Genomic DNA, 18,182 nt, shown 5'->3' with positions numbered 1-18,182 from the left:
GCAGCATGGGGCAACAGGGTAACGCGACTGGCTTTCAAGATGACGATCACCTTTCATCTCAATGGTGAAGAGGTCTCGCTTCCAGACACCGAGCCGACCACCACGCTTCTCGACTGGTTGCGCGACGACCGCGGCCTCACCGGCACCAAGGAAGGTTGCAACGAAGGTGATTGCGGCGCCTGCACGGTCATGGTCACCGATCAGGACGGCGTCAGGGCGCTGAACGCCTGCATCCTGTTCTTGCCGCAGCTGCAGGGCAAATCCATCCGCACGGTCGAGGGCGCGGCAAGCCCCGACGGTGTTCTGCACCCGGTGCAGCAGGCGATGGTGGAGCAGCACGGCAGCCAATGCGGCTTCTGCACCCCGGGTTTCATCATGTCGATGGTCACCGCTCATACAAATGGCGCCACCGACCACGACGACCAGCTGGCCGGCAACCTCTGCCGCTGCACCGGATACGCGCCGATCATCCGCGCCGCCGAGGCCGCACAGGCCGCCCCCGTTCCGGACTGGATCGCGGCGGACAGGTCCTTCATCTTTTCAGAAATATCTCGGGGGGAGGTCGCAGACCGGGGGGCAGAGCCCCCCGCAACAGCAGCTGCGCCGTCAAACACCCTGCGCCCCACTTCCTCGGACGCGCTGGCCACAGCCTATGCCGCCCGCCCCAAGGCAACGCTGATCGCCGGGGCGACCGATGTGGGCCTCTGGGTCACCAAACAATTGCGCGATCTTGATGACGTGATCTTCCTCGACGGCTGCACCGACCTGAAACAGATCACCGTGACCGACAGCGAGGTCCGCATCGGCGCCATGGCCGACATGAACCGGGTGCGGGAGGCCCTCGCGCCGCTGCATCCCTCTTATGCCGAGATGATCCGCCGTTACGCCAGCCAGCAGGTGCGCGCGGCGGCGACCATTGGCGGCAATATCGCCAATGGCTCGCCCATCGGGGACAACCCACCCGCGCTGATCGCCTTGCGCGCAACCCTGCACCTGCGAAAAGGCGAGGCGCGCCGCACCCTGCCGCTGCAGGATTTCTTTGTCGACTATGGCAAGCAGGACCGCGCCCCGGGAGAATTTGTCGAAGTAGTCAGCTTTGACCGCCAGCCCGATGCCTTGCGGGTCTACAAACTCTCCAAACGTTTCGATCAGGACATCTCTGCCGTGCTTGGCGCCTTCAACGTGACCGTGGTGAACGGCAGCGTCACAGCCGCAGTGATCGCCTTTGGCGGCATGGCCGGCATCCCGAAACGCGCTGCTCATGTGGAGGCCGCGCTGATCGGCCAGCCCTGGACTGCGGCGACGATCCAGGCGGCACAGGCGGCCCTTGATGCCGATTTCACCCCAATGAGCGACATGCGCGCCTCTGCCAGCTACCGGCAGCAGACTGCCCGCAACATGTTGATGCGCTACTTCACCGATCTGAACGGCGCGCCATCCCATGTGCTGGAGGTGAGCCAATGAGCGTTGCACACCCCCTGCCCCATGACGCCGCCGCCCTGCATGTGACCGGTCAGGCGCGCTATGTGGATGACATCCCGACGCCAAAAGGCACGCTGCATCTGGCCTTTGGCCTGTCGCAGATTGCCAAGGGCCGGATCACCGCCATGGACCTCGATGCGGTGCGGGCCAGCAAGGGCGTGGTCGCGGTGCTGACCGCCGACGATCTGCCGTTTGACAATGACGTCTCGCCATCGCTGCATGACGAACCGCTGTTGGCGGCCGGGGAGGTGCATTACCTCGGTCAGCCGGTGTTTCTGGTGGTGGCCACCTCGCATCGCGCCGCTCGCGTCGCCGCGCGCAAGGGCGATGTTGAGTATGCCGAGGAAGAGGCGCTGCTGACACTGGAGGCGGCGCTGGCCGCAAACAGCCGGTTCGAGGACGGCCCGCGCATCTATCAGAAAGGCGATGCTGCGGCCGCCATCGACGCCGCGCGACATGTCATCGAGGACACGTTCGAGCTCGGCGGGCAGGAACATTTCTACCTCGAAGGGCAAGCCGCGCTGGCGATGCCGCAGGAGGATGGCGGCATGATCGTCAACTCCTCCACCCAGCACCCGACCGAGATCCAGCACAAGGTGGCCGAGGCCATTGGCCTGCCGATGCACAGCGTCAGGGTGGAGACCCGCCGCATGGGTGGTGGCTTTGGCGGCAAGGAAAGCCAGGGCAACGCGCTGGCCGTGTCTTGCGCCGTGGCGGCGCGGCACACCGGAAAAACCTGCAAGATGCGTTATGACCGCGATGACGACATGACCATCACCGGCAAACGCCACGCGTTTCGCATCTCCTACCGGGCCGGGTTTGATGCCGAGGGACGGATTGCGGGCATTGAGTTCACCCATCTGGTGAATTGTGGCTGGGCGCAGGATCTGTCGCTGCCGGTCGCCGACCGGGCTATGCTGCACGCCGACAATGCCTATGCCATCCCTGCGATCCGTATCGAGAGCCATCGACTGAAGACCAATCTGCAAAGCGCCACCGCCTATCGCGGCTTTGGCGGCCCGCAGGGCATGGTTGGCATCGAGCGGGTGATGGATCACGCCGCGCATGTGTTGGGGCTGGACCCGGTCGCGGTGCGGCTGCGGAATTATTATGATGCGCCTGCAGCCGGGGGATCTGCCACTGCTACGGATAACGGGGGCTCTGCCCCCCGGCCTGCGGCCTCCCCCCGAGATATTTCTGAAAAGATGAAGGACAATAGCACCCCCTACGGCATGGAGGTGACTGACTTTGAGCTGCATGAGATGACGGCACAATTGTTGGAGAGCTCGGGCTATACGGCGCGGCGGGCAGAGATTGCGGACTGGAACGCAGGAAATGACCGGCTGAAGCGCGGGATTGCGTTTTCGCCAGTGAAATTCGGGATTTCCTTCACCCTGACCCATCTCAACCAGGCCGGTGCGCTGGTGCATGTCTACCAGGATGGCTCGATCCATCTCAATCACGGTGGCACCGAGATGGGACAGGGGCTGTTCCAGAAGGTGGCGCAGGTGGCGGCCGCGCGGTTTGGGGTTGATCTGGAGCGGGTGAAGATCACCGCAACCGATACCGCCAAGGTGCCCAATACCTCCGCCACGGCGGCCTCTTCGGGTTCGGACCTCAACGGGATGGCAGTGAAGGCCGCCTGTGACACCATCCGCGACCGCATGGTGGCGCATCTGGCTGAGACCTATCAACAGCCCGCCTCGGCGGTGGTCTTTGGGGGCGACATTGTGCGCATCGGCGCGGAGGAGATCTCCTTCGAGGCGGCTGCGATGCTCTGCTACACCGGGCGTGTCAGCCTGTCGGCTACGGGGTATTACAAGACGCCCTCGCTGGAGTGGGACCGGATCAAGGGCCAGGGGCGACCGTTTTTCTACTTTGCCTATGGCGCTGCGGTGACCGAGGTTGTGGTGGATCGTCTGACGGGCGAGAACCGCATCCTGCGTTGCGATATCCTGCATGATGCCGGCGCCTCGTTGAACCCGGCGCTGGATATCGGTCAGGTCGAAGGGGCCTATGTGCAGGGGGTCGGCTGGCTCACCACCGAAGAACTGGTCTGGGACGGCAAGGGGCAATTGCGGACCCATGCGCCCTCCACCTACAAGATCCCCGCCTGCTCGGACCGTCCCGATGTGTTCAATGTGGCGCTTTATGATGCGCCGAACCGGGAAGAGACCATTTATCGCTCCAAGGCGGTGGGCGAGCCGCCTTTCATGCTGGGGATTTCCGCCTGGCTGGCATTGTCGGATGCGGTCGGGGCCTATGGCGCGGCCTATCCGCATCTCAATGCGCCGGCCACGGCGGAGGAGATCTGGCGCGCGATCGGACAGGTGCAGAATGGCGTTTGATCTGGAGGCCCTGAGGGACGCGGTCGCAGCCCATGCCCGCGTCACCCGCGTGGTGGTGGCTCAGGTCAAAGGCTCCTCCCCCCGCGAGGTGGGCGCGGCGATGCTGGTCTGGGATGGCGGGCAATCGGGCACCATCGGCGGCGGCGCACTGGAATACGAGGCGGCGGAACTGGCGCGCGGCCAGAACATGCCCCGCCGCCTGAGCACCCATGCGCTGGGGCCGGATCTGGGGCAATGCTGTGGCGGTTCCGTCACCCTGCTGAGCGAAGTCTACACTGCCGCAGACCTGCCCGATCCGGATCAGGACGTTGTGGTCCGCGCGACCGCTCCGGGATCGCAACCGCTGGCTGTGAGCCGTCTGCTCAATGCCGCCCGCAACCAGGGCCAACGCCCCGAGGCTCAGCTGCTGCAGGGCTGGATGGTGGAACCGGTGCATCGCCCCAGCCAATCGCTGTGGATCTGGGGTGCCGGTCATGTGGGCCGGGCCCTGGCAGAGGTGCTGGCCCCATTGCCGGATCTGGATATCACATGGGTGGATGTGAGCGCGGAGAAGTTTCCCGACAGTATTCCCGCCGGCGTCACCGCCCTGCCCGAGCGAGCGCCAGAGCGGCTCGTACCGCATGCGGCTCCGGACGCCCAGCATCTGATCCTGACCTATTCCCATCAGCTGGATCTGGCGCTATGCCACGCCCTGCTGGGACATGGCTTCGGCTTTGCCGGGCTGATCGGATCAAAAACCAAATGGGCGCGGTTTCGGGCGCGTCTGTCTGACCTGGGGCATTCGCAGGAGCAGATTGCCCGCCTTACCTGCCCGATCGGCCTGCCCGAACTGGGCAAACACCCTCAGGCCATCGCCATCGGCGTGGCCGCAGAACTCATGGCGCTGTCACGGCGCGCGGACCGGAATACCGAGCTGAACAAGGAGCACAGCGCGTGAGCACGCCCCCCCTATTGACCCTCGAAGGTCTCACCAAGGCCTACCCCGGCGTTGTGGCCAATGACTCCGTCTCCTTTGCCATCGGCGAGGGCGAGGTGCATGCGCTCCTCGGCGAAAACGGCGCCGGGAAATCGACGCTGGTGAAGATGATCTATGGTCTGGTGAAGCCCGACAGCGGTCGGATGATCCTGCGTGGCGCGCCCTATGAGCCCGCCGAGCCGCGCCAGGCGCGGGCTGACGGCATCGCCATGGTATTCCAGCATTTCTCGCTGTTTGACGCGCTCAACGTGGCCGAGAATATCGCGCTGGGGATGGAGAAGCCGCCCGCCCTGCGCGATCTGGCCGCCCGTATCCGCGAAGTATCAGAGGCCTATGGCCTGCCGCTTGATCCCTTCCGCACCGTCGGCGATCTGTCCGCGGGCGAGCGTCAGCGGGTGGAGATCATCCGCTGCCTGTTGCAGGACCCCAAGCTGCTGATCATGGACGAGCCGACCTCGGTGCTGACGCCGCAGGAGGTGGAGATCCTGTTCGAGACCCTGAAGAAGCTGAAAAGCGAGGGCACCTCGATCCTCTATATCAGCCACAAGCTGGAGGAAATCCGCACGCTGTGCGACCACGCGACCATTCTGCGGCTGGGCAAGAACGTGGGCGAATGCACGCCGGCCGACACCTCGGCGCGCGACATGGCGGAGCTGATGGTGGGCACAGCGCTGAAGACACCGGAGCGCAGCGCCAAGGCGTTTGGCGAGGTGGCGCTGGACATCACCGGCCTGTCGGTGCCTGCGCCCTCTGCCTTTGGCACCGCGCTGAAGAACGTGCATCTGGCGGTGCGCCGGGGCGAGATCCTCGGCATCGGCGGGGTGGCGGGCAACGGACAGGACGAGCTGCTGTCGGTGATGTCCGGCGAGGTGACCTGCGCCCGCGATGCGGTGAAGTTCGACGGCAAGCCCATTGGCCATATGGGGCCTACCGCGCGGCGTGGCCTCGGGGTTCTGACGGCGCCCGAAGAGCGGCTTGGCCATGCGGCAGCACCCGACATGAGCCTGACCGAGAATGCGCTGCTGACCGGGTCGGTGCGCGAGGGGCTGGATAACAAAGGGTTTCTGAAGTGGGGCGCCACCCGGAGCTTTGCCGAAAGGATCATCAAGGGCTTTGACGTGCGCACGCCGGGGCCGGAGAATGCGGCCCGGTCGCTGTCGGGCGGCAACCTGCAGAAATTCGTCATTGGCCGCGAGGTGTTGCAACGGCCCGAGGTTTTGGTCGTAAACCAGCCGACCTGGGGTGTCGATGCGGCGGCGGCGGCAGCGATCCGCCAGGCGCTGCTGGATCTGGCCGCCAATGGCGCGGCGGTGATCTGCATCAGCCAGGATCTCGATGAGCTGATGGAGATTTCGGACAATTTTGCCGCCCTCAACGAAGGCCGCCTGTCCGCCCCCCGCCCCACGGCGGAGCTGACGGTAGACGAGATCGGCCTGATGATGGGTGGCGCCCATGGCATGGAAGTGGCGCATGTGTAGCGCCTCTGTCGGCCATCATGGGGGCATGGCTCCAGGGGTAGAAGCCTCCGGCGGAGGTATTTGGGAAAAGATGAAAAGGACCGGAGCACGAATTTCCGGCCAAGAGGGACAATAGGGATGATCCGGTTAGAGAAAAGACCGCAGCCGTCGCGCGCCTGGTCGCTGGCGACACCGCTGATGGCGGTGCTGGCGACCATGCTGATGGGGGGGCTGTTGTTTGCCGCCCTCGGCAAGCCTCCGGTGGAGGCGATCCGCACGATTTTCTGGGAACCGCTGTTTGGCGAGTTCGCCTTTTACTACCGCCCGCAGCTTCTGGTGAAAGGGGCGCCGCTGGTGCTGATCGCCATTGGCCTGTCACTGGGGTTCCGCGCCGGGATCTGGAACATCGGCGCCGAAGGACAATACATCATCGGCGCGCTGACCGGCGCGGGGGTGGGGTTGGCCTTCTACCCGATGGAGTCCTGGATCATCTTTCCGCTGATGATCCTGGCCGGCGCCTTTGGCGGCTGGGCCTGGGCGATGATCCCGGCGGTTTTGAAGACACGGTTCGGCACCAACGAGATCCTTGTGTCGCTGATGCTGGTCTATGTGGCGGAGCAATTTCTGGCCTCCATGTCATTGGGATTGATGAAAAACCCCGAAGGGTTTGGCTTTCCCGGCTCGCGCAACCTGCAGCAATACGACAGTGCCCATAACGCCGAGCTGATCGCCGGGACCGGCATGCATTGGGGCGTGGTGGCGGCGCTGATCGCGGTGATCTTCTCCTACGTGCTTCTGAACCGGCACATGCTGGGCTACCACATCCGCCTGACCGGCGAGGCGCCGCGGGCGGCGCGGTTTGCCGGGGTGAAGCCGGCACGGCTGGTGCTGTTCTGTCTGGGCGCCTCGGGCGCGCTGGCCGGGCTTGCCGGCATGTTCGAAGTCTCCGGCCCCTCGGGTCAGGTCTCGATCGATTTCAACGTCGGCTACGGCTTTACCGCGATCATCGTGGCCTTTCTGGGCCGTCTGCATCCGGTAGGCATCCTGCTGGCCGGGGGGCTGATGGCGCTGACCTATATTGGCGGCGACATCGCGCAGGGCAATCTGGGCCTGCCCTCGGCGGCTATCCAGGTGTTTCAGGGGATGTTGCTGTTCTTTCTTCTGGCGCTGGACATGCTGACCAACTTTCGCATCTCAATTGGCAAGCCGGAGGTCGTGTGATGGATCTGTCTGCAATTAACCCGGTCCTTCTCATCGCCTCGCTGATGGTCGCAGCCACGCCGCTGTTACTGGCCGCGATCGGCGAGCTGGTGGTGGAGAAATCCGGTGTCCTGAACCTCGGGGTCGAGGGCATGATGATCGTGGGCGCCATCGCGGGCTTTGCCGCGGCGGTGGAGACTGGCTCGCCGCTCATGGGGTTTGTCGCCGCCGCCGTGGCGGGCGCGGCGCTGTCGCTGCTGTTTGCGGGGCTGACGCAGTTGGCGCTGGCCAATCAGGTCGCCTCTGGTTTGGCGCTGACGCTGTTCGGACTGGGGCTTTCGGCGCTGATGGGGCAGCGCTATGTGGGGGTAAAACCACCGCAGATGGCACGAGTGGATCTGCCGCTGCTGTCGGATCTGCCGATCTTGGGCCGTATCCTGTTCTCCCATGACGTGGTGCTTTATTTCGGCATCGCGCTCACCGCCGCCGTCTGGGCGGTGCTGAAATTCACGCGGGCCGGGCTGATCCTGCGCGCGGTGGGCGAAAATCACGAGGCCGCTCATGCGCTGGGCTACAAAGTGGTCAAGATCCGCACCCTGGCGATCCTGTTCGGCGGCGCCTGCGCCGGGCTTGGCGGCGCCTATATCAGCCTGATCCGGGTGCCGCAGTGGACCGAAGGCATGACGGCCGGTATCGGCTGGATCGCCCTGGCACTGGTGGTCTTTGCCAGCTGGAAACCCTGGCGTGCGTTGCTCGGCGCCTATCTTTTTGGCGGCGTCACCGTGGTTCAGCTCAATCTGCAGGCGGCGGGCGTTGCCATTCCGGTGGAGTATCTGGCAATGTCACCTTATCTGATCACCATTCTGGTGCTCGTCATCCTGTCCGCCGACAAAAGCAGCGCGCCCGCGTCGCTCGGCCGGAGTTTCCACGCCTCTCGTTGATTTCGGGGGGCGTCTCCTCGTCCGGGGCGCATTGCGGCGCGGGCGAGCACACCAAAATCCAGCTTCGGGGCGAACCGGGGCGGGTCACAACATTAGAACCAACCAGGGGGAACCCATCTCATGAAACTCACCAAACTTCTTACCGGCGCTGCTGTTGCGCTGGGTCTGGCCGCCGGTGGCGCGCTGGCCCAGGACAAGACCAAGGTCGGCTTTGTCTACGTCGGCCCCGTCGGCGATGGCGGCTGGACCTATGAACACGATCAGGCCCGCAAGGCCGTGGTCGAAGAATTCGGCGACAAGGTCGAAACCGTCTATGTGGAAAACGTCGCAGAAGGCCCCGACGCCGAGCGCGTGATCACCCAGATGGCCCTGCAGGGCGCGGACCTGATCTTCACCACCTCCTTTGGCTACATGGATCCCACCATCAACGTCGCAAAGAAATTCCCGGATGTGAAGTTCGAGCACGCCACCGGCTACAAGCGCGCCGAGAACGTCTCGACCTATTCCGCGCGGTTTTACGAGGGGCGCGCCGTACAGGGCACCATCGCGGGCCATATGACCGAGAGCAACATCGTCGGCTACATCGGCTCCTACCCGATCCCGGAAGTGATCCGCGGCATCAACTCCGCCTATATCCACGCCAAGAAGGTCAACCCGGACGTCGAGTTCAAGATCGTCTGGGCCTTCACCTGGTTTGACCCGGCCAAGGAAGCCGACGCCGCAAAAGTGCTGATCGAACAAGGCGCCGACGTGATCCTGCAGCACACCGATTCCACCGCACCGCAGGCCGCAGCGCAGGCGGCGGGCAATGTGGTCACCTTTGGTCAGGCGTCTGACATGGCGGAATATGCGCCCTTCCCGCGCGTATCCTCGATCATTGACGACTGGGCGCCCTATTACATCGCGCGCACCAAGGCCGTGATGGACGGCACTTGGAGTTCTGTTGACACATGGGACGGTATTGGCCCGGGCATGGTCGGCATCGGTGAGATCTCGGATGCAGTTCCTGCCGAGGTGAAAGCCGAAGCACTGGCCCTGAAGGATGCAATGGCATCTGGTGAGTACCACCCTTTCACTGGCCCGCTGAAAAAGCAGGACGGCTCCGACTTCCTTGCTGAAGGTGAGACTGCGGACGACGGAACCCTTGCCGGCATGAATTTCTATGTCGAAGGTATCGAAGGTTCGATCCCGGAGTAAGCATTTCGTGATCGCGATCTGGAGAGACCCGCCCTTTGGGGCGGGTCTTTTCTTGTCTCGGGAGAGAACAAACGGCACCTGCGGACCGGATCAACGATCTGCATACAAGCGATACCAACGGTGGCTGCCCCCCAGCACGTCCTCGGCCAAGCAAGTCAGTACTGCTGACCTTATGTTTCGCGCACGAAACAATGGGGCACTGATGCTGATACTTTTTATGCCCGTTGCGCCATCTGCGCGCGCATAGATCTGGGACCGGCGCAACAGGCATTAAGCTGTTGAAAACAATTGGCTTGCCCGTGCGCGGCTCCTCCCTGATCGGAGCAGCCGCGCCTCTTCACGCCCAACGGGCGTGGCCGCGCGCGCCCCTCCGGGGCACGCGCGGCGGCAGCCAGCCCGGGTTCCCCGGGCTGGCTGCCCGGCCCAACGCCGAGGGAGGCTCTGATCCCGAAGGGACAGAGGACCCGAGGCGGCGGGAGCCACGCCCCGCCCTCGTACCTCATGCGATCAATACGCCTCAGTCGCCGAACACCTTGGCCGCAAGCAGCACACGCGACAGCGCGGTGAGGAAACAGAGCGTGCCAAACGCATAGGCCAGCGGCACGAAGGATCCCGGCAGGCAACACAGCAGCACGAAGAAACCGATGGTCTCCGCCCCCTCCAGCAGCCCGCCGGTGAAATAAAGCGTCTTCACCCCGCGCGCCCGGGTTTTCATCTCGTGCTTTTCCGCCAGCACCGCATAGCCAAGGAAGCTCGCCCCATTGGCGTAGAAACTGCACAGCAGGAAGGCACCCGCCAACCCGTTGACCTCTGGCGCCAGCGCCACAAAGGCCAACGGCACTGCGCCGTAGAAGACAAAATCGCAGACGATATCGAGATAACCGCCAAAATCGCTCGGCGTGCCTGCCCGTGCCACCGCCCCGTCGAGCCCATCCGCAAGCCGCGAGGCCAGCAGCGGCAGCAGCGCCCAGCCCACAGCCCCGCAGGCGATCAGCGCCGCCGACAGCAGCCCCAGCGCCAGCCCCAGCAGGGTGATCTGATTGGCCGTCACCCCAAGCGCGGCAAGGCGGGCCCCCTGCGCATTCAGGACCGGATCAATGAGCGGGCGTATCTTGGCGTCAAACATGATCTCGATGTAGCGGCAATGGGCTGAAACATCCATTCACGTTGCTGCGCTGGAATGTGAAAGCCCTGGGCATCGCACCGTTGCCCTCGGCCCATCTGCGTGCCACTCTCCGCCGCATGACACAGACATCTCGCCCCCCGCTCACCACTCTCAACGGTCACGATATTGGCCGTTTTGCCTTTGGTTGCATGCAGTTCGGCGGTCGCGCCGACGCGCAGGCCTCGGCCGAGATGTTCGCCGCCTGCCGCGCGTCCGGCCTGCGCCACTTCGACACCGCCTGGGTCTACACCGAGGGCGCCAGCGAAGAGATCCTCGGCAAGCTGATCGCCCCGGAGCGCGAGGCGCTTTATGTGGCAACCAAGGTCGGCATCACCGGCGGTGCCAGCGCCGCCAACATGCGGGCGCAATTCGACCAAAGCCGACAGCGGCTGAACCTCGACGGGGTGGACCTGCTCTACCTGCACCGGTTTGATCCCGACACGCCGCTGGAGGACACGCTGACCTGTTTCGCCGAACTGAAGCAGCAGGGGCTGATCCGTCACGTGGGCCTGTCGAACTTCGCCGCCTGGCAGGTGATGAAGGCGGTGGCGCTGGCCGCACGGCTGGGCCTGCAGATCGACGTGCTGCAGCCGATGTATTCGCTGGTGAAGCGCCAGGCGGAGGTAGAACTCCTGCCGATGTGCGCCGACCAGAACATCCTGCCGGTGCCCTATTCGCCACTGGGCGGCGGGCTGTTGACCGGCAAATACGCCCGCGGCGGCTCTGGGCGGCTGAGTGAGGACAAACGCTACGCCGCGCGCTACGGCCAGGACTGGATGCATCAGTCGGCGCGTGATCTGCTGGAAATTGCCGAGGAACTGGACATTGACGCCGCCACGCTGGCCGTGGCCTGGGCCGCCGGTCACCCGGCACGCCCTGCGCCAATCCTGTCGGCGCGCTCCGCCGCGCAGTTGGCGCCCTCGCTGGCCGCAACGCAGTTCGAGATGTCGCCGGAGCTTTATGCCCGCATCGCAGCGCTCAGCCCCCGCCCGGCGCCCGCAACCGACCGGCTGGAGGAAGCATGATCGATTTCCTCGTCATTGGCGGCGGCGTGGCCGGGATTGGCGCAGCGGCGCATCTGGCCGAACTGGGCTCGGTGGTGCTGCTGGAGCGCGAAGACGCGCTGGGATTTCATGCCTCGGGGCGGTCGGCGGCAATGTTCGAGGAGGACTACGGCCCTGCCCCGATCAAGGCGCTGTCGCAGGCCAGTCGCGCGTTTTTTGACGCTCCCGGCGCGGCGTGCGACAGCTATCTCAGCCCACGCGGGCTGATGCTGGTGGCGCGTGCCGACCAGCGGGCCGGTTTCGAGGCAGATCTGACCGAGCTGGACCTGCATGAAATCCCGGTGAGCGAAGCGCTGGCGCGGGTGCCGATCCTGAACCCCTACAGCGTGGCCTTTGCCGCCGCCCATGAGACCGCCACCGATATCGACACGGACCGGCTGATGGGCGACTGGACCAAGCTGCTGCGCCAGCGTGGCGGCGAGACCCGCACCCGGCAGGAGGTCACAGCGATCACCCGGCTGGACGCGGGCTGGCGGGTGGAGACCCGCAGCGACAGCTTCGAGGCGCGCCAGATCGTCAATGCCGCCGGAGCCTGGGCCGATATCATCGCCGAGATGGCCGGGGTGGCGCCGCTGGGCATCCAGCCCAGACGCCGCTCGATGGCGCAGCTGCCCGCCCCGGGCGGGCATGACGTCAGCAACTGGCCGATGCTGATGGGCGTGCACGAGGCGTGGTATGCCAAACCGCAGGCCGGCAAACTGCTGGTCTCGCCCGCCGATGCCGAGCCGGTGCCGCCGCAGGATGCCTGGGCCGACGACATGGTGCTGGCCGAAGGGCTTGCCCGCTACGAGGAGATGGTCACCACGCCCGTGACCCGGCTGGAAACCAGCTGGGCCGGGCTGCGCAGCTTTGCCCCCGACGGGGTGCCGGTGTTTGGCGCGGATCCACGGCAGAGCGGTTTCTGGTGGTATGCCGGACAAGGCGGCTACGGGTTCCAGAGTGCCCCGGCCTCGGCCCGGCTGCTGCGCGATCTGGTGGCAAGGCGCACGCCGGAAATTGACGCCGACATGGTTGCCGCCCTCAGCCCCGAGAGGTTCACCTGATGCCGTTTCGATCCGTACCCGGACAGGCCTCAGTGGCCGAGGAAACCGCCGGCGGCAAACTCTTTGCCCCTGCTGCCGCACGCAATCTCGCGCCGCTTCTGGCGGTGGTGGAACAGCATGCCCCCGCCACGGGTCGCGCATTGGAGATCGCAAGCGGCACCGGACAGCATGTGGTCGGCTATGCCCGCGCCCTGCCCGGCCTCAACTGGCAGCCCAGCGACATCGATCCGAGCCGCCGCGCCAGTATCGACGCCTATGTGACAGACGCAGAGGTGCAAAACGTGGAGCTGGCGGCGGCGCTGGATGCCACATCATCCGGATGGGGCGGGCTGATCGGCCCGTTTGATCTGATCCTGCTGGCCAACCTGTTACATCTGGTCAGCGCCGATGAGGTCCGCACCCTGCTGGGCGAAGCCTCTACGGCGCTGGCGCCGGGCGGGCGGATGGTGATCTACGGCCCTTTTACGCGCGACGGTCAGCTGGTCAGCGAGGGTGATCGCAATTTCCACGCCGCCCTCAGCACCCACGACCCGGAGATCGGCTACAAGGACGTGGATGACATCACCACATGGGCCGCGGCGGCAGGGCTTCAGCTGACAAAGCAGGTGGAGATGCCCGCGAACAACCTGTGCTTGATCTTGTCGCGCACATGAGATGTGCACAAATATAAAGTTTTTGTAACACCGCCCTCTCCAAAACCGTCAACTGAGCGCCTATTTCTACGATAGTAGAAGAACAAGGTCTCTCCGATGTTGCAACGTCCCCGCCCTATCGCCGCCCCTGCCGCGGCCTGTATTGTCGGGCGTGTGCTCGCAACCTCACTGATTGCAGCAACGGTTGCCGCGTCTTCGGCGCTGGCTGATCCGAGTTTCCTGCGCAGTCTCGATTTTGATGGCGACGGGGTCGTGTTGGTGGATGAGGCCATTGCATTGCGCAACCTCCAGTTTAACGAGATTGACCTGAACGGCGACGACGAGATCAGCCCCGATGAGTTCGACGCATCGCTGCGAGCTGCGCAGGCGCGCTACGCTCAAATGGGTCAGAGCTATCAGGCGCAAAGCGCCAGCCCCGGCCGGATTGATGCCTTCACCTTTGCGGATACGGATGCCGATGGCTTCATTTCACGTAGGGAATATAATCATCATTCCGCACGGCTTGCACATAGCCTTGATCGGGATAACGACGGGATCATCTCCGACGCCGATCTCTCCCATTGAACGCAATCCCTGTCGGGTCGCGATAGATGAAAGCCTGCCAGAGGACGAATGTCAGAGCACCTCGGGTGAAAACGGAGCAACGCCGGTTGGCGCTGTATCCAATCCGGCCATGGCACGGGCCAGGGCGCTTTCGAACTCCTCCGGGTCATGCACCTCAGCGGCACCGCTCTGTGCGTTCACGCCCTCGGGCAGCGTCGGCTGTACTGACCTGCAGATGTGCTGCCCCAGCTCGTAACTCTCAAAAGCGCGCCAGCCAGCCAGCCCGATCATGAATTCACTGCTGCCAAGGCGATAGAGCCGCTCTCGGGTGCTGAGGATCGGTATGATCTCTCTGGCCACAGAGGCTATCAACTTGTCTGCCTGACGGTCTTGCCCTTGGTTGCGCAGCGCCATCACCCCATCCAGCCGGATCACCACCAGCCCGACCGGCGCGAGGCGCGATATCATCTCCCGGTCCTGTTCAAGACTGGCGCGGGAGAAGGCTCGTGTCAGGGGATCGCGCCCCTCATCACGGTCCAGTTTTGCGCGCAGGGACACCATCTCCCCCTCAGCGAGCCAAAGATAGGCGGAGGAAATCAAAGCCGCCGCCAGCAAGCGCCCAGCATTCCCGGCATCCCCGTGATACAGCACCACCAGCGGCACCATCACGATAAGCACAAGTCGTGCGGGCTGATACTGCGCCGGGGACGCAGCAAAGCGCAGCCCCACCAACACCGGAAACATCCAGATCGCACCAGATATACCGACATAATAGGTTGTCAGAATAACGGTCGCAGTGAGAACCGCCACCAACACAGAGAGCGGCACACGCGCCGTGCTGTGCCGCCACAAGGCCAGCAGGTTGACAAAGATGATACCGGCAAGTGCGATCAGAAAACCAACAAGCACCCAATGTGCCAGCACCGCACTTTTTACGGCAAGCCCGAGCAAAAGCAGGACACAGAACATGCGGGTGGCACAGTCGAGGCGATGTGCCGGAATGTCCCCAAAGACGGCTAGAAGTCTACTCGTTATCACTGTCTCTTTAACCTCAGGCGGCCTCACTCCCGAACGCCGCCGTAACTGACACAATATCCCGCGATTTCAGGCGCTGACCAAGCGAAAAGCGCTCCGACCAAGTCGGAGCGCTTCTCTATGGTGGTGTCGCCGCATCACTTTCGAGAGGCGGCGCGCAGTGTCGGAGGGGATCAGCCGTCCTTGCGGATGGTTTCGTTCTTCGGATCATAGGGGCTGTCGCAGGTGACAACCGCATCCCAGAGCTTGTCCTGCATCTTGACCTTCAGCTTGGTGCCTTCGACCGCCTGCTCGGGCTTGACGTAGCCCATGCCGATGGATTTCTCGAACGCAACCGAGTAGCCGCCGGAGGTCAGACGCCCCACCCGGGTGCCATCCTCGGCATAAAGCGCCTCGTGCCCCCAGGGATCGGCATCCGCCGGACCGTCGATCAGCAGGGTGCAGCATTTGACGCGCACGCCGGTCTCTTCCAGCTTGTCCTTGCCGAAGAACTCCTTGTTCAGGTCGACAAAGCGCGGCAGGTCGGCCTCCAGCGGGGTCGCGTCACGGCCCAGCTCGTTGCCGAAGGCGCGGTAGGATTTCTCCTGACGCAGCCAGTTCTGAGCGCGGGCCCCGACCAGCTTCATGCCATGTTTCTCGCCGGCCTTTTCAAGCAGATCGAACAGGTAGTTCTGCATCTCCATCGGGTGGTGAAGTTCCCAGCCCAGCTCTCCGGTATAGGCCACGCGGATCGCGTTGACCGGACACATGCCCAGTTCGATCTGACGAGCAGACAGCCACGGGAAGCGCTTGTTCGACAGGGCGGTTTCCGGATCGGCGTCGCGGATGACCTCCTTGAGGACGTCGCGGGACTTCGGACCGGCGATGGCAAAGACGCCCCATTGGGTGGTCACGTCCTGCAGCTCGATACGGCCGAAGTCGGCTTCCTTGTCGGCAATCGCCTTCTTCAGATAGTCGGCATCATACTCGGTCCATGCCCCGGCGGAGACCAGATAGTACTCGTCATCCTTGAGGCGGACGATGGTGTACTCGGTGCGGGTGGTGCCCGCCACGGTCAGCGCGTAGGTCAGGTTGATGCGGCCCACTTTCGGCAGCTTGTTGCAGGTGAACCAGTCGAGGAAAGCCGTCGCGCCGGGACCCTTTACGATATGCTTGGTGAAGGCGGTCGCGTCGATCAGGCCCGCGCCTTCGCGGATCGCCTTGGCCTCATCCACGGCATGCTGCCACCAGCCGCCACGGCGGAAGCTGCGGGCGTCATGGTCGAAGCTGTCCGGCGCATCCACGGGGCCGAAGTAGTTCGGGCGTTCCCAGCCGTTGACCCAGCCGAATTGTGCGCCGCGGGCCTTTTGACGGTCGAAGGCGGGCGCGGTGCGCAGCGGGCGGGCCGCCGGGCGTTCCTCGTCCGGGTGGTGCAGGATGTAGACGTGGTCGTAGGCTTCCTCGTTCTTGCGCGCCGCGAACTCGGTGGTCATCCAGTTGGAGGAGTAGCGTTTCGGGTCGAGCGACGCCATGTCGATCTCGGCCTCGCCGTCCACCATCATCTGCGCCAGGTAATAACCGGTGCCGCCCGCTGCGGTGATGCCGAAGGAGAAGCCCTCTGCCAGCCACATGTTGCGCAGGCCCGGTGCGGGGCCAACCAGCGGGTTGCCGTCCGGCGTGTAGCAGATCGGGCCGTTGAAGTCGTCCTTCAGGCCGCATTCCTCGCTGGAGGGCATGCGGTGGATCATCGCCATATACTGGTCTTCGATGCGCTCCAGCGCCAGCGGGAACAGGTCGGCGCGGAAGCTGTCCGGCACGCCATATTCAAAGCAGGCCGGCGCGTGTTTTTCGTAAACGCCGAGGATCCAGCCGCCACGCTCTTCGCGCACATAGGATTGTGCGTCGGCGTCACGGATCACCGGATGCTCCGGGTTGCCCTCGTCGCGGAACGCCTGCAGCGCCGGATCCACATCGGTGACGATGAACTGGTGCTCGACCGGGACCGCGGGCATCTTGATGCCCAGCATCTTGGCAGTGCGTTGCGCGTGGTTGCCGGAGGCGGTGACGACATGCTCGGCGGTGATCACCACCTGCTCGTCGCTTTCGACAAGGTTGCCGCCCTTTTCCACCATCTTGGTGCAGGTGACTTCCCAATGGGTGCCGGTCCAGTGGAAAGCATCAGCCTGCAGCTTGCGCACGATCTCGGCACCATGCTGGCGCGCACCCTTGGCCATCGCCTGGGTCACGTCGGCGGGGTTAATATAGCCGTCCTCGGTGTGGTAGATCGCGCCCTTCAGGTCGGAGGTCTCGATCAGCGGCCAGCGTGCCTTGATCTCATCCGGGGTCAGCCATTCGTAGTTCACGCCACAGGTCTCGGCGGTGGAGGCATAGAGCATGTATTCGTCCATGCGCTCCTGCGTCTGCGCCATGCGCAGGTTGCCGACGACCGCAAAGCCCGCGTTGAGGCCGGTTTCAGCCTCCAGGGTCTTGTAGAAATCGACCGAGTATTTGTGGATATGGGTTGTCGCGTAGGACATGTTGAACAGCGGCAACAGGCCGGCTGCGTGCCAGGTAGAGCCGGAGGTCAGCTCGTCACGCTCGATGAGCATGACGTCGTCCCAACCGGCCTTGGCCAGGTGATATGCGATCGAGGTCCCGATGGCACCACCACCGACAACAAGTGCTTTGACTTGGGTTTTCATGAGCCCGCTCTCCGAGTTCTCTGATTCACGATTGTATTGTTTATGACGCAGAGTTCAGCACGGACGCGAAATCAGTCCGACGCAAAAAATGATAAAACCGACTTCGGCTTATGTTTCGGATGATATCAGCGCAGGTTGCCCGCGACAGGATGTTGCGCGCGCGGGCTCTGTGTCGCGTGCCGTACCCTGCCGACGCCACCGGACGGATCTTGCGAATCTTGTCAACGGTCCGCGCCGAGCAATAGCGAAACAGTTTTGCCCCAGACCGGTCCCAAGGTGCGGTTTAGGTCGGCGTCTGCAGTGCGGATGGGGTGGATGGCTCCTGCATCAACCGGCGTGGCAATGCACCATAGTGCAGTTGCTATGAACTGCTTTTGAGAGGAGCCACCCGATGCAG

14 protein-coding genes are annotated in these 18,182 nt (G+C 64.1%); 11 read left to right on the top strand and 3 right to left on the bottom strand.

Annotation, left to right across the window (positions count from 1 at the left end):
- Positions 1–39 precede the first annotated feature (39 nt).
- The 7 genes from xdhA to CLV89_RS07980 all read left to right on the top strand — a co-directional run bounded on the left by xdhA (position 40) and on the right by CLV89_RS07980 (position 9,601).
- Entirely contained in the window at positions 40–1,464 is a 1,425-nt protein-coding gene (gene xdhA / locus CLV89_RS08010) for a xanthine dehydrogenase small subunit (RefSeq protein WP_106163142.1), read from the top strand.
- Positions 1,461–3,830 carry a xanthine dehydrogenase molybdopterin binding subunit gene (xdhB, locus tag CLV89_RS08005; RefSeq protein WP_106163141.1) on the top strand — a complete coding sequence of 790 codons (2,370 nt, stop codon included), beginning with the start codon at positions 1,461–1,463 and terminating at the stop codon, positions 3,828–3,830. Before xdhA ends, xdhB begins: the two co-directional genes overlap by 4 nt.
- Positions 3,820–4,767 (top strand): xanthine dehydrogenase accessory protein XdhC, encoded by a 948-nt coding sequence (xdhC, locus tag CLV89_RS08000; protein WP_106163140.1) that lies wholly within the window; start codon positions 3,820–3,822, stop codon positions 4,765–4,767. The genes xdhB and xdhC overlap by 11 nt, the downstream gene beginning before the upstream one ends.
- The gene (locus CLV89_RS07995; RefSeq protein WP_106163139.1) at positions 4,764–6,284 is read left to right on the top strand and encodes an ABC transporter ATP-binding protein; all 1,521 of its coding nucleotides are present in this window, start codon (positions 4,764–4,766) and stop codon (positions 6,282–6,284) included. Before xdhC ends, CLV89_RS07995 begins: the two co-directional genes overlap by 4 nt.
- 117 nt (positions 6,285–6,401) lie before the next feature.
- Positions 6,402–7,484 carry an ABC transporter permease gene (locus CLV89_RS07990; protein ID WP_106163138.1) on the top strand — a complete coding sequence of 361 codons (1,083 nt, stop codon included), beginning with the start codon at positions 6,402–6,404 and terminating at the stop codon, positions 7,482–7,484.
- Complete coding sequence (locus CLV89_RS07985) at positions 7,484–8,404, top strand: ABC transporter permease (RefSeq protein ID WP_106163137.1); 921 nt, start codon at positions 7,484–7,486, stop codon at positions 8,402–8,404. Before CLV89_RS07990 ends, CLV89_RS07985 begins: the two co-directional genes overlap by 1 nt.
- Positions 8,405–8,524: 120 nt before the next feature.
- Positions 8,525–9,601 (top strand): BMP family ABC transporter substrate-binding protein, encoded by a 1,077-nt coding sequence (locus CLV89_RS07980; RefSeq protein ID WP_106163136.1) that lies wholly within the window; start codon positions 8,525–8,527, stop codon positions 9,599–9,601.
- Between the two features lie 517 nt (positions 9,602–10,118).
- On the opposite strand, the gene CLV89_RS07975 is transcribed toward CLV89_RS07980, so the two are convergent.
- Positions 10,119–10,727 (bottom strand): CDP-alcohol phosphatidyltransferase family protein, encoded by a 609-nt coding sequence (locus tag CLV89_RS07975; RefSeq protein WP_106163463.1) that lies wholly within the window; start codon positions 10,725–10,727, stop codon positions 10,119–10,121.
- A gap of 116 nt (positions 10,728–10,843) precedes the next feature.
- Between CLV89_RS07975 and CLV89_RS07970 the strand changes: the two genes are divergently transcribed.
- From CLV89_RS07970 to CLV89_RS07955, 4 genes are all read left to right on the top strand, one after another.
- The gene (locus tag CLV89_RS07970; RefSeq protein WP_106163462.1) at positions 10,844–11,791 is read left to right on the top strand and encodes an aldo/keto reductase; all 948 of its coding nucleotides are present in this window, start codon (positions 10,844–10,846) and stop codon (positions 11,789–11,791) included.
- Positions 11,788–12,873, top strand: a complete 1,086-nt coding sequence (locus tag CLV89_RS07965; RefSeq protein ID WP_106163135.1) for an NAD(P)/FAD-dependent oxidoreductase — start codon at positions 11,788–11,790, stop codon at positions 12,871–12,873. The genes CLV89_RS07970 and CLV89_RS07965 overlap by 4 nt, the downstream gene beginning before the upstream one ends.
- Entirely contained in the window at positions 12,873–13,526 is a 654-nt protein-coding gene (locus CLV89_RS07960; RefSeq protein ID WP_106163134.1) for a DUF938 domain-containing protein, read from the top strand. Before CLV89_RS07965 ends, CLV89_RS07960 begins: the two co-directional genes overlap by 1 nt.
- A 96-nt stretch (positions 13,527–13,622) precedes the next feature.
- Positions 13,623–14,090: an EF-hand domain-containing protein gene (locus CLV89_RS07955; RefSeq protein WP_106163133.1), complete on the top strand. Its 468-nt coding sequence runs from the start codon at positions 13,623–13,625 to the stop codon at positions 14,088–14,090.
- Positions 14,091–14,141: 51 nt separating this feature from the next.
- On the opposite strand, the gene CLV89_RS07950 is transcribed toward CLV89_RS07955, so the two are convergent.
- Both CLV89_RS07950 and CLV89_RS07945 read right to left on the bottom strand, forming a co-directional pair.
- Positions 14,142–15,038, bottom strand: coding sequence for a GGDEF domain-containing protein (locus tag CLV89_RS07950; protein ID WP_243394966.1), 897 nt, complete (start codon positions 15,036–15,038; stop codon positions 14,142–14,144).
- Between the two features lie 239 nt (positions 15,039–15,277).
- Positions 15,278–17,785 carry a GcvT family protein gene (locus CLV89_RS07945; RefSeq protein WP_106163131.1) on the bottom strand — a complete coding sequence of 836 codons (2,508 nt, stop codon included), beginning with the start codon at positions 17,783–17,785 and terminating at the stop codon, positions 15,278–15,280.
- Positions 17,786–18,182: the final 397 nt, after the last annotated feature.

It is taken from the genome of Tritonibacter scottomollicae (assembly GCF_003003215.1).
Lineage (GTDB): Bacteria > Pseudomonadota > Alphaproteobacteria > Rhodobacterales > Rhodobacteraceae > Epibacterium > Epibacterium scottomollicae.
The sequence above is the reverse complement of the archived record's forward strand: the minus strand, read 5'-3'. Positions and strand labels throughout refer to the sequence as shown.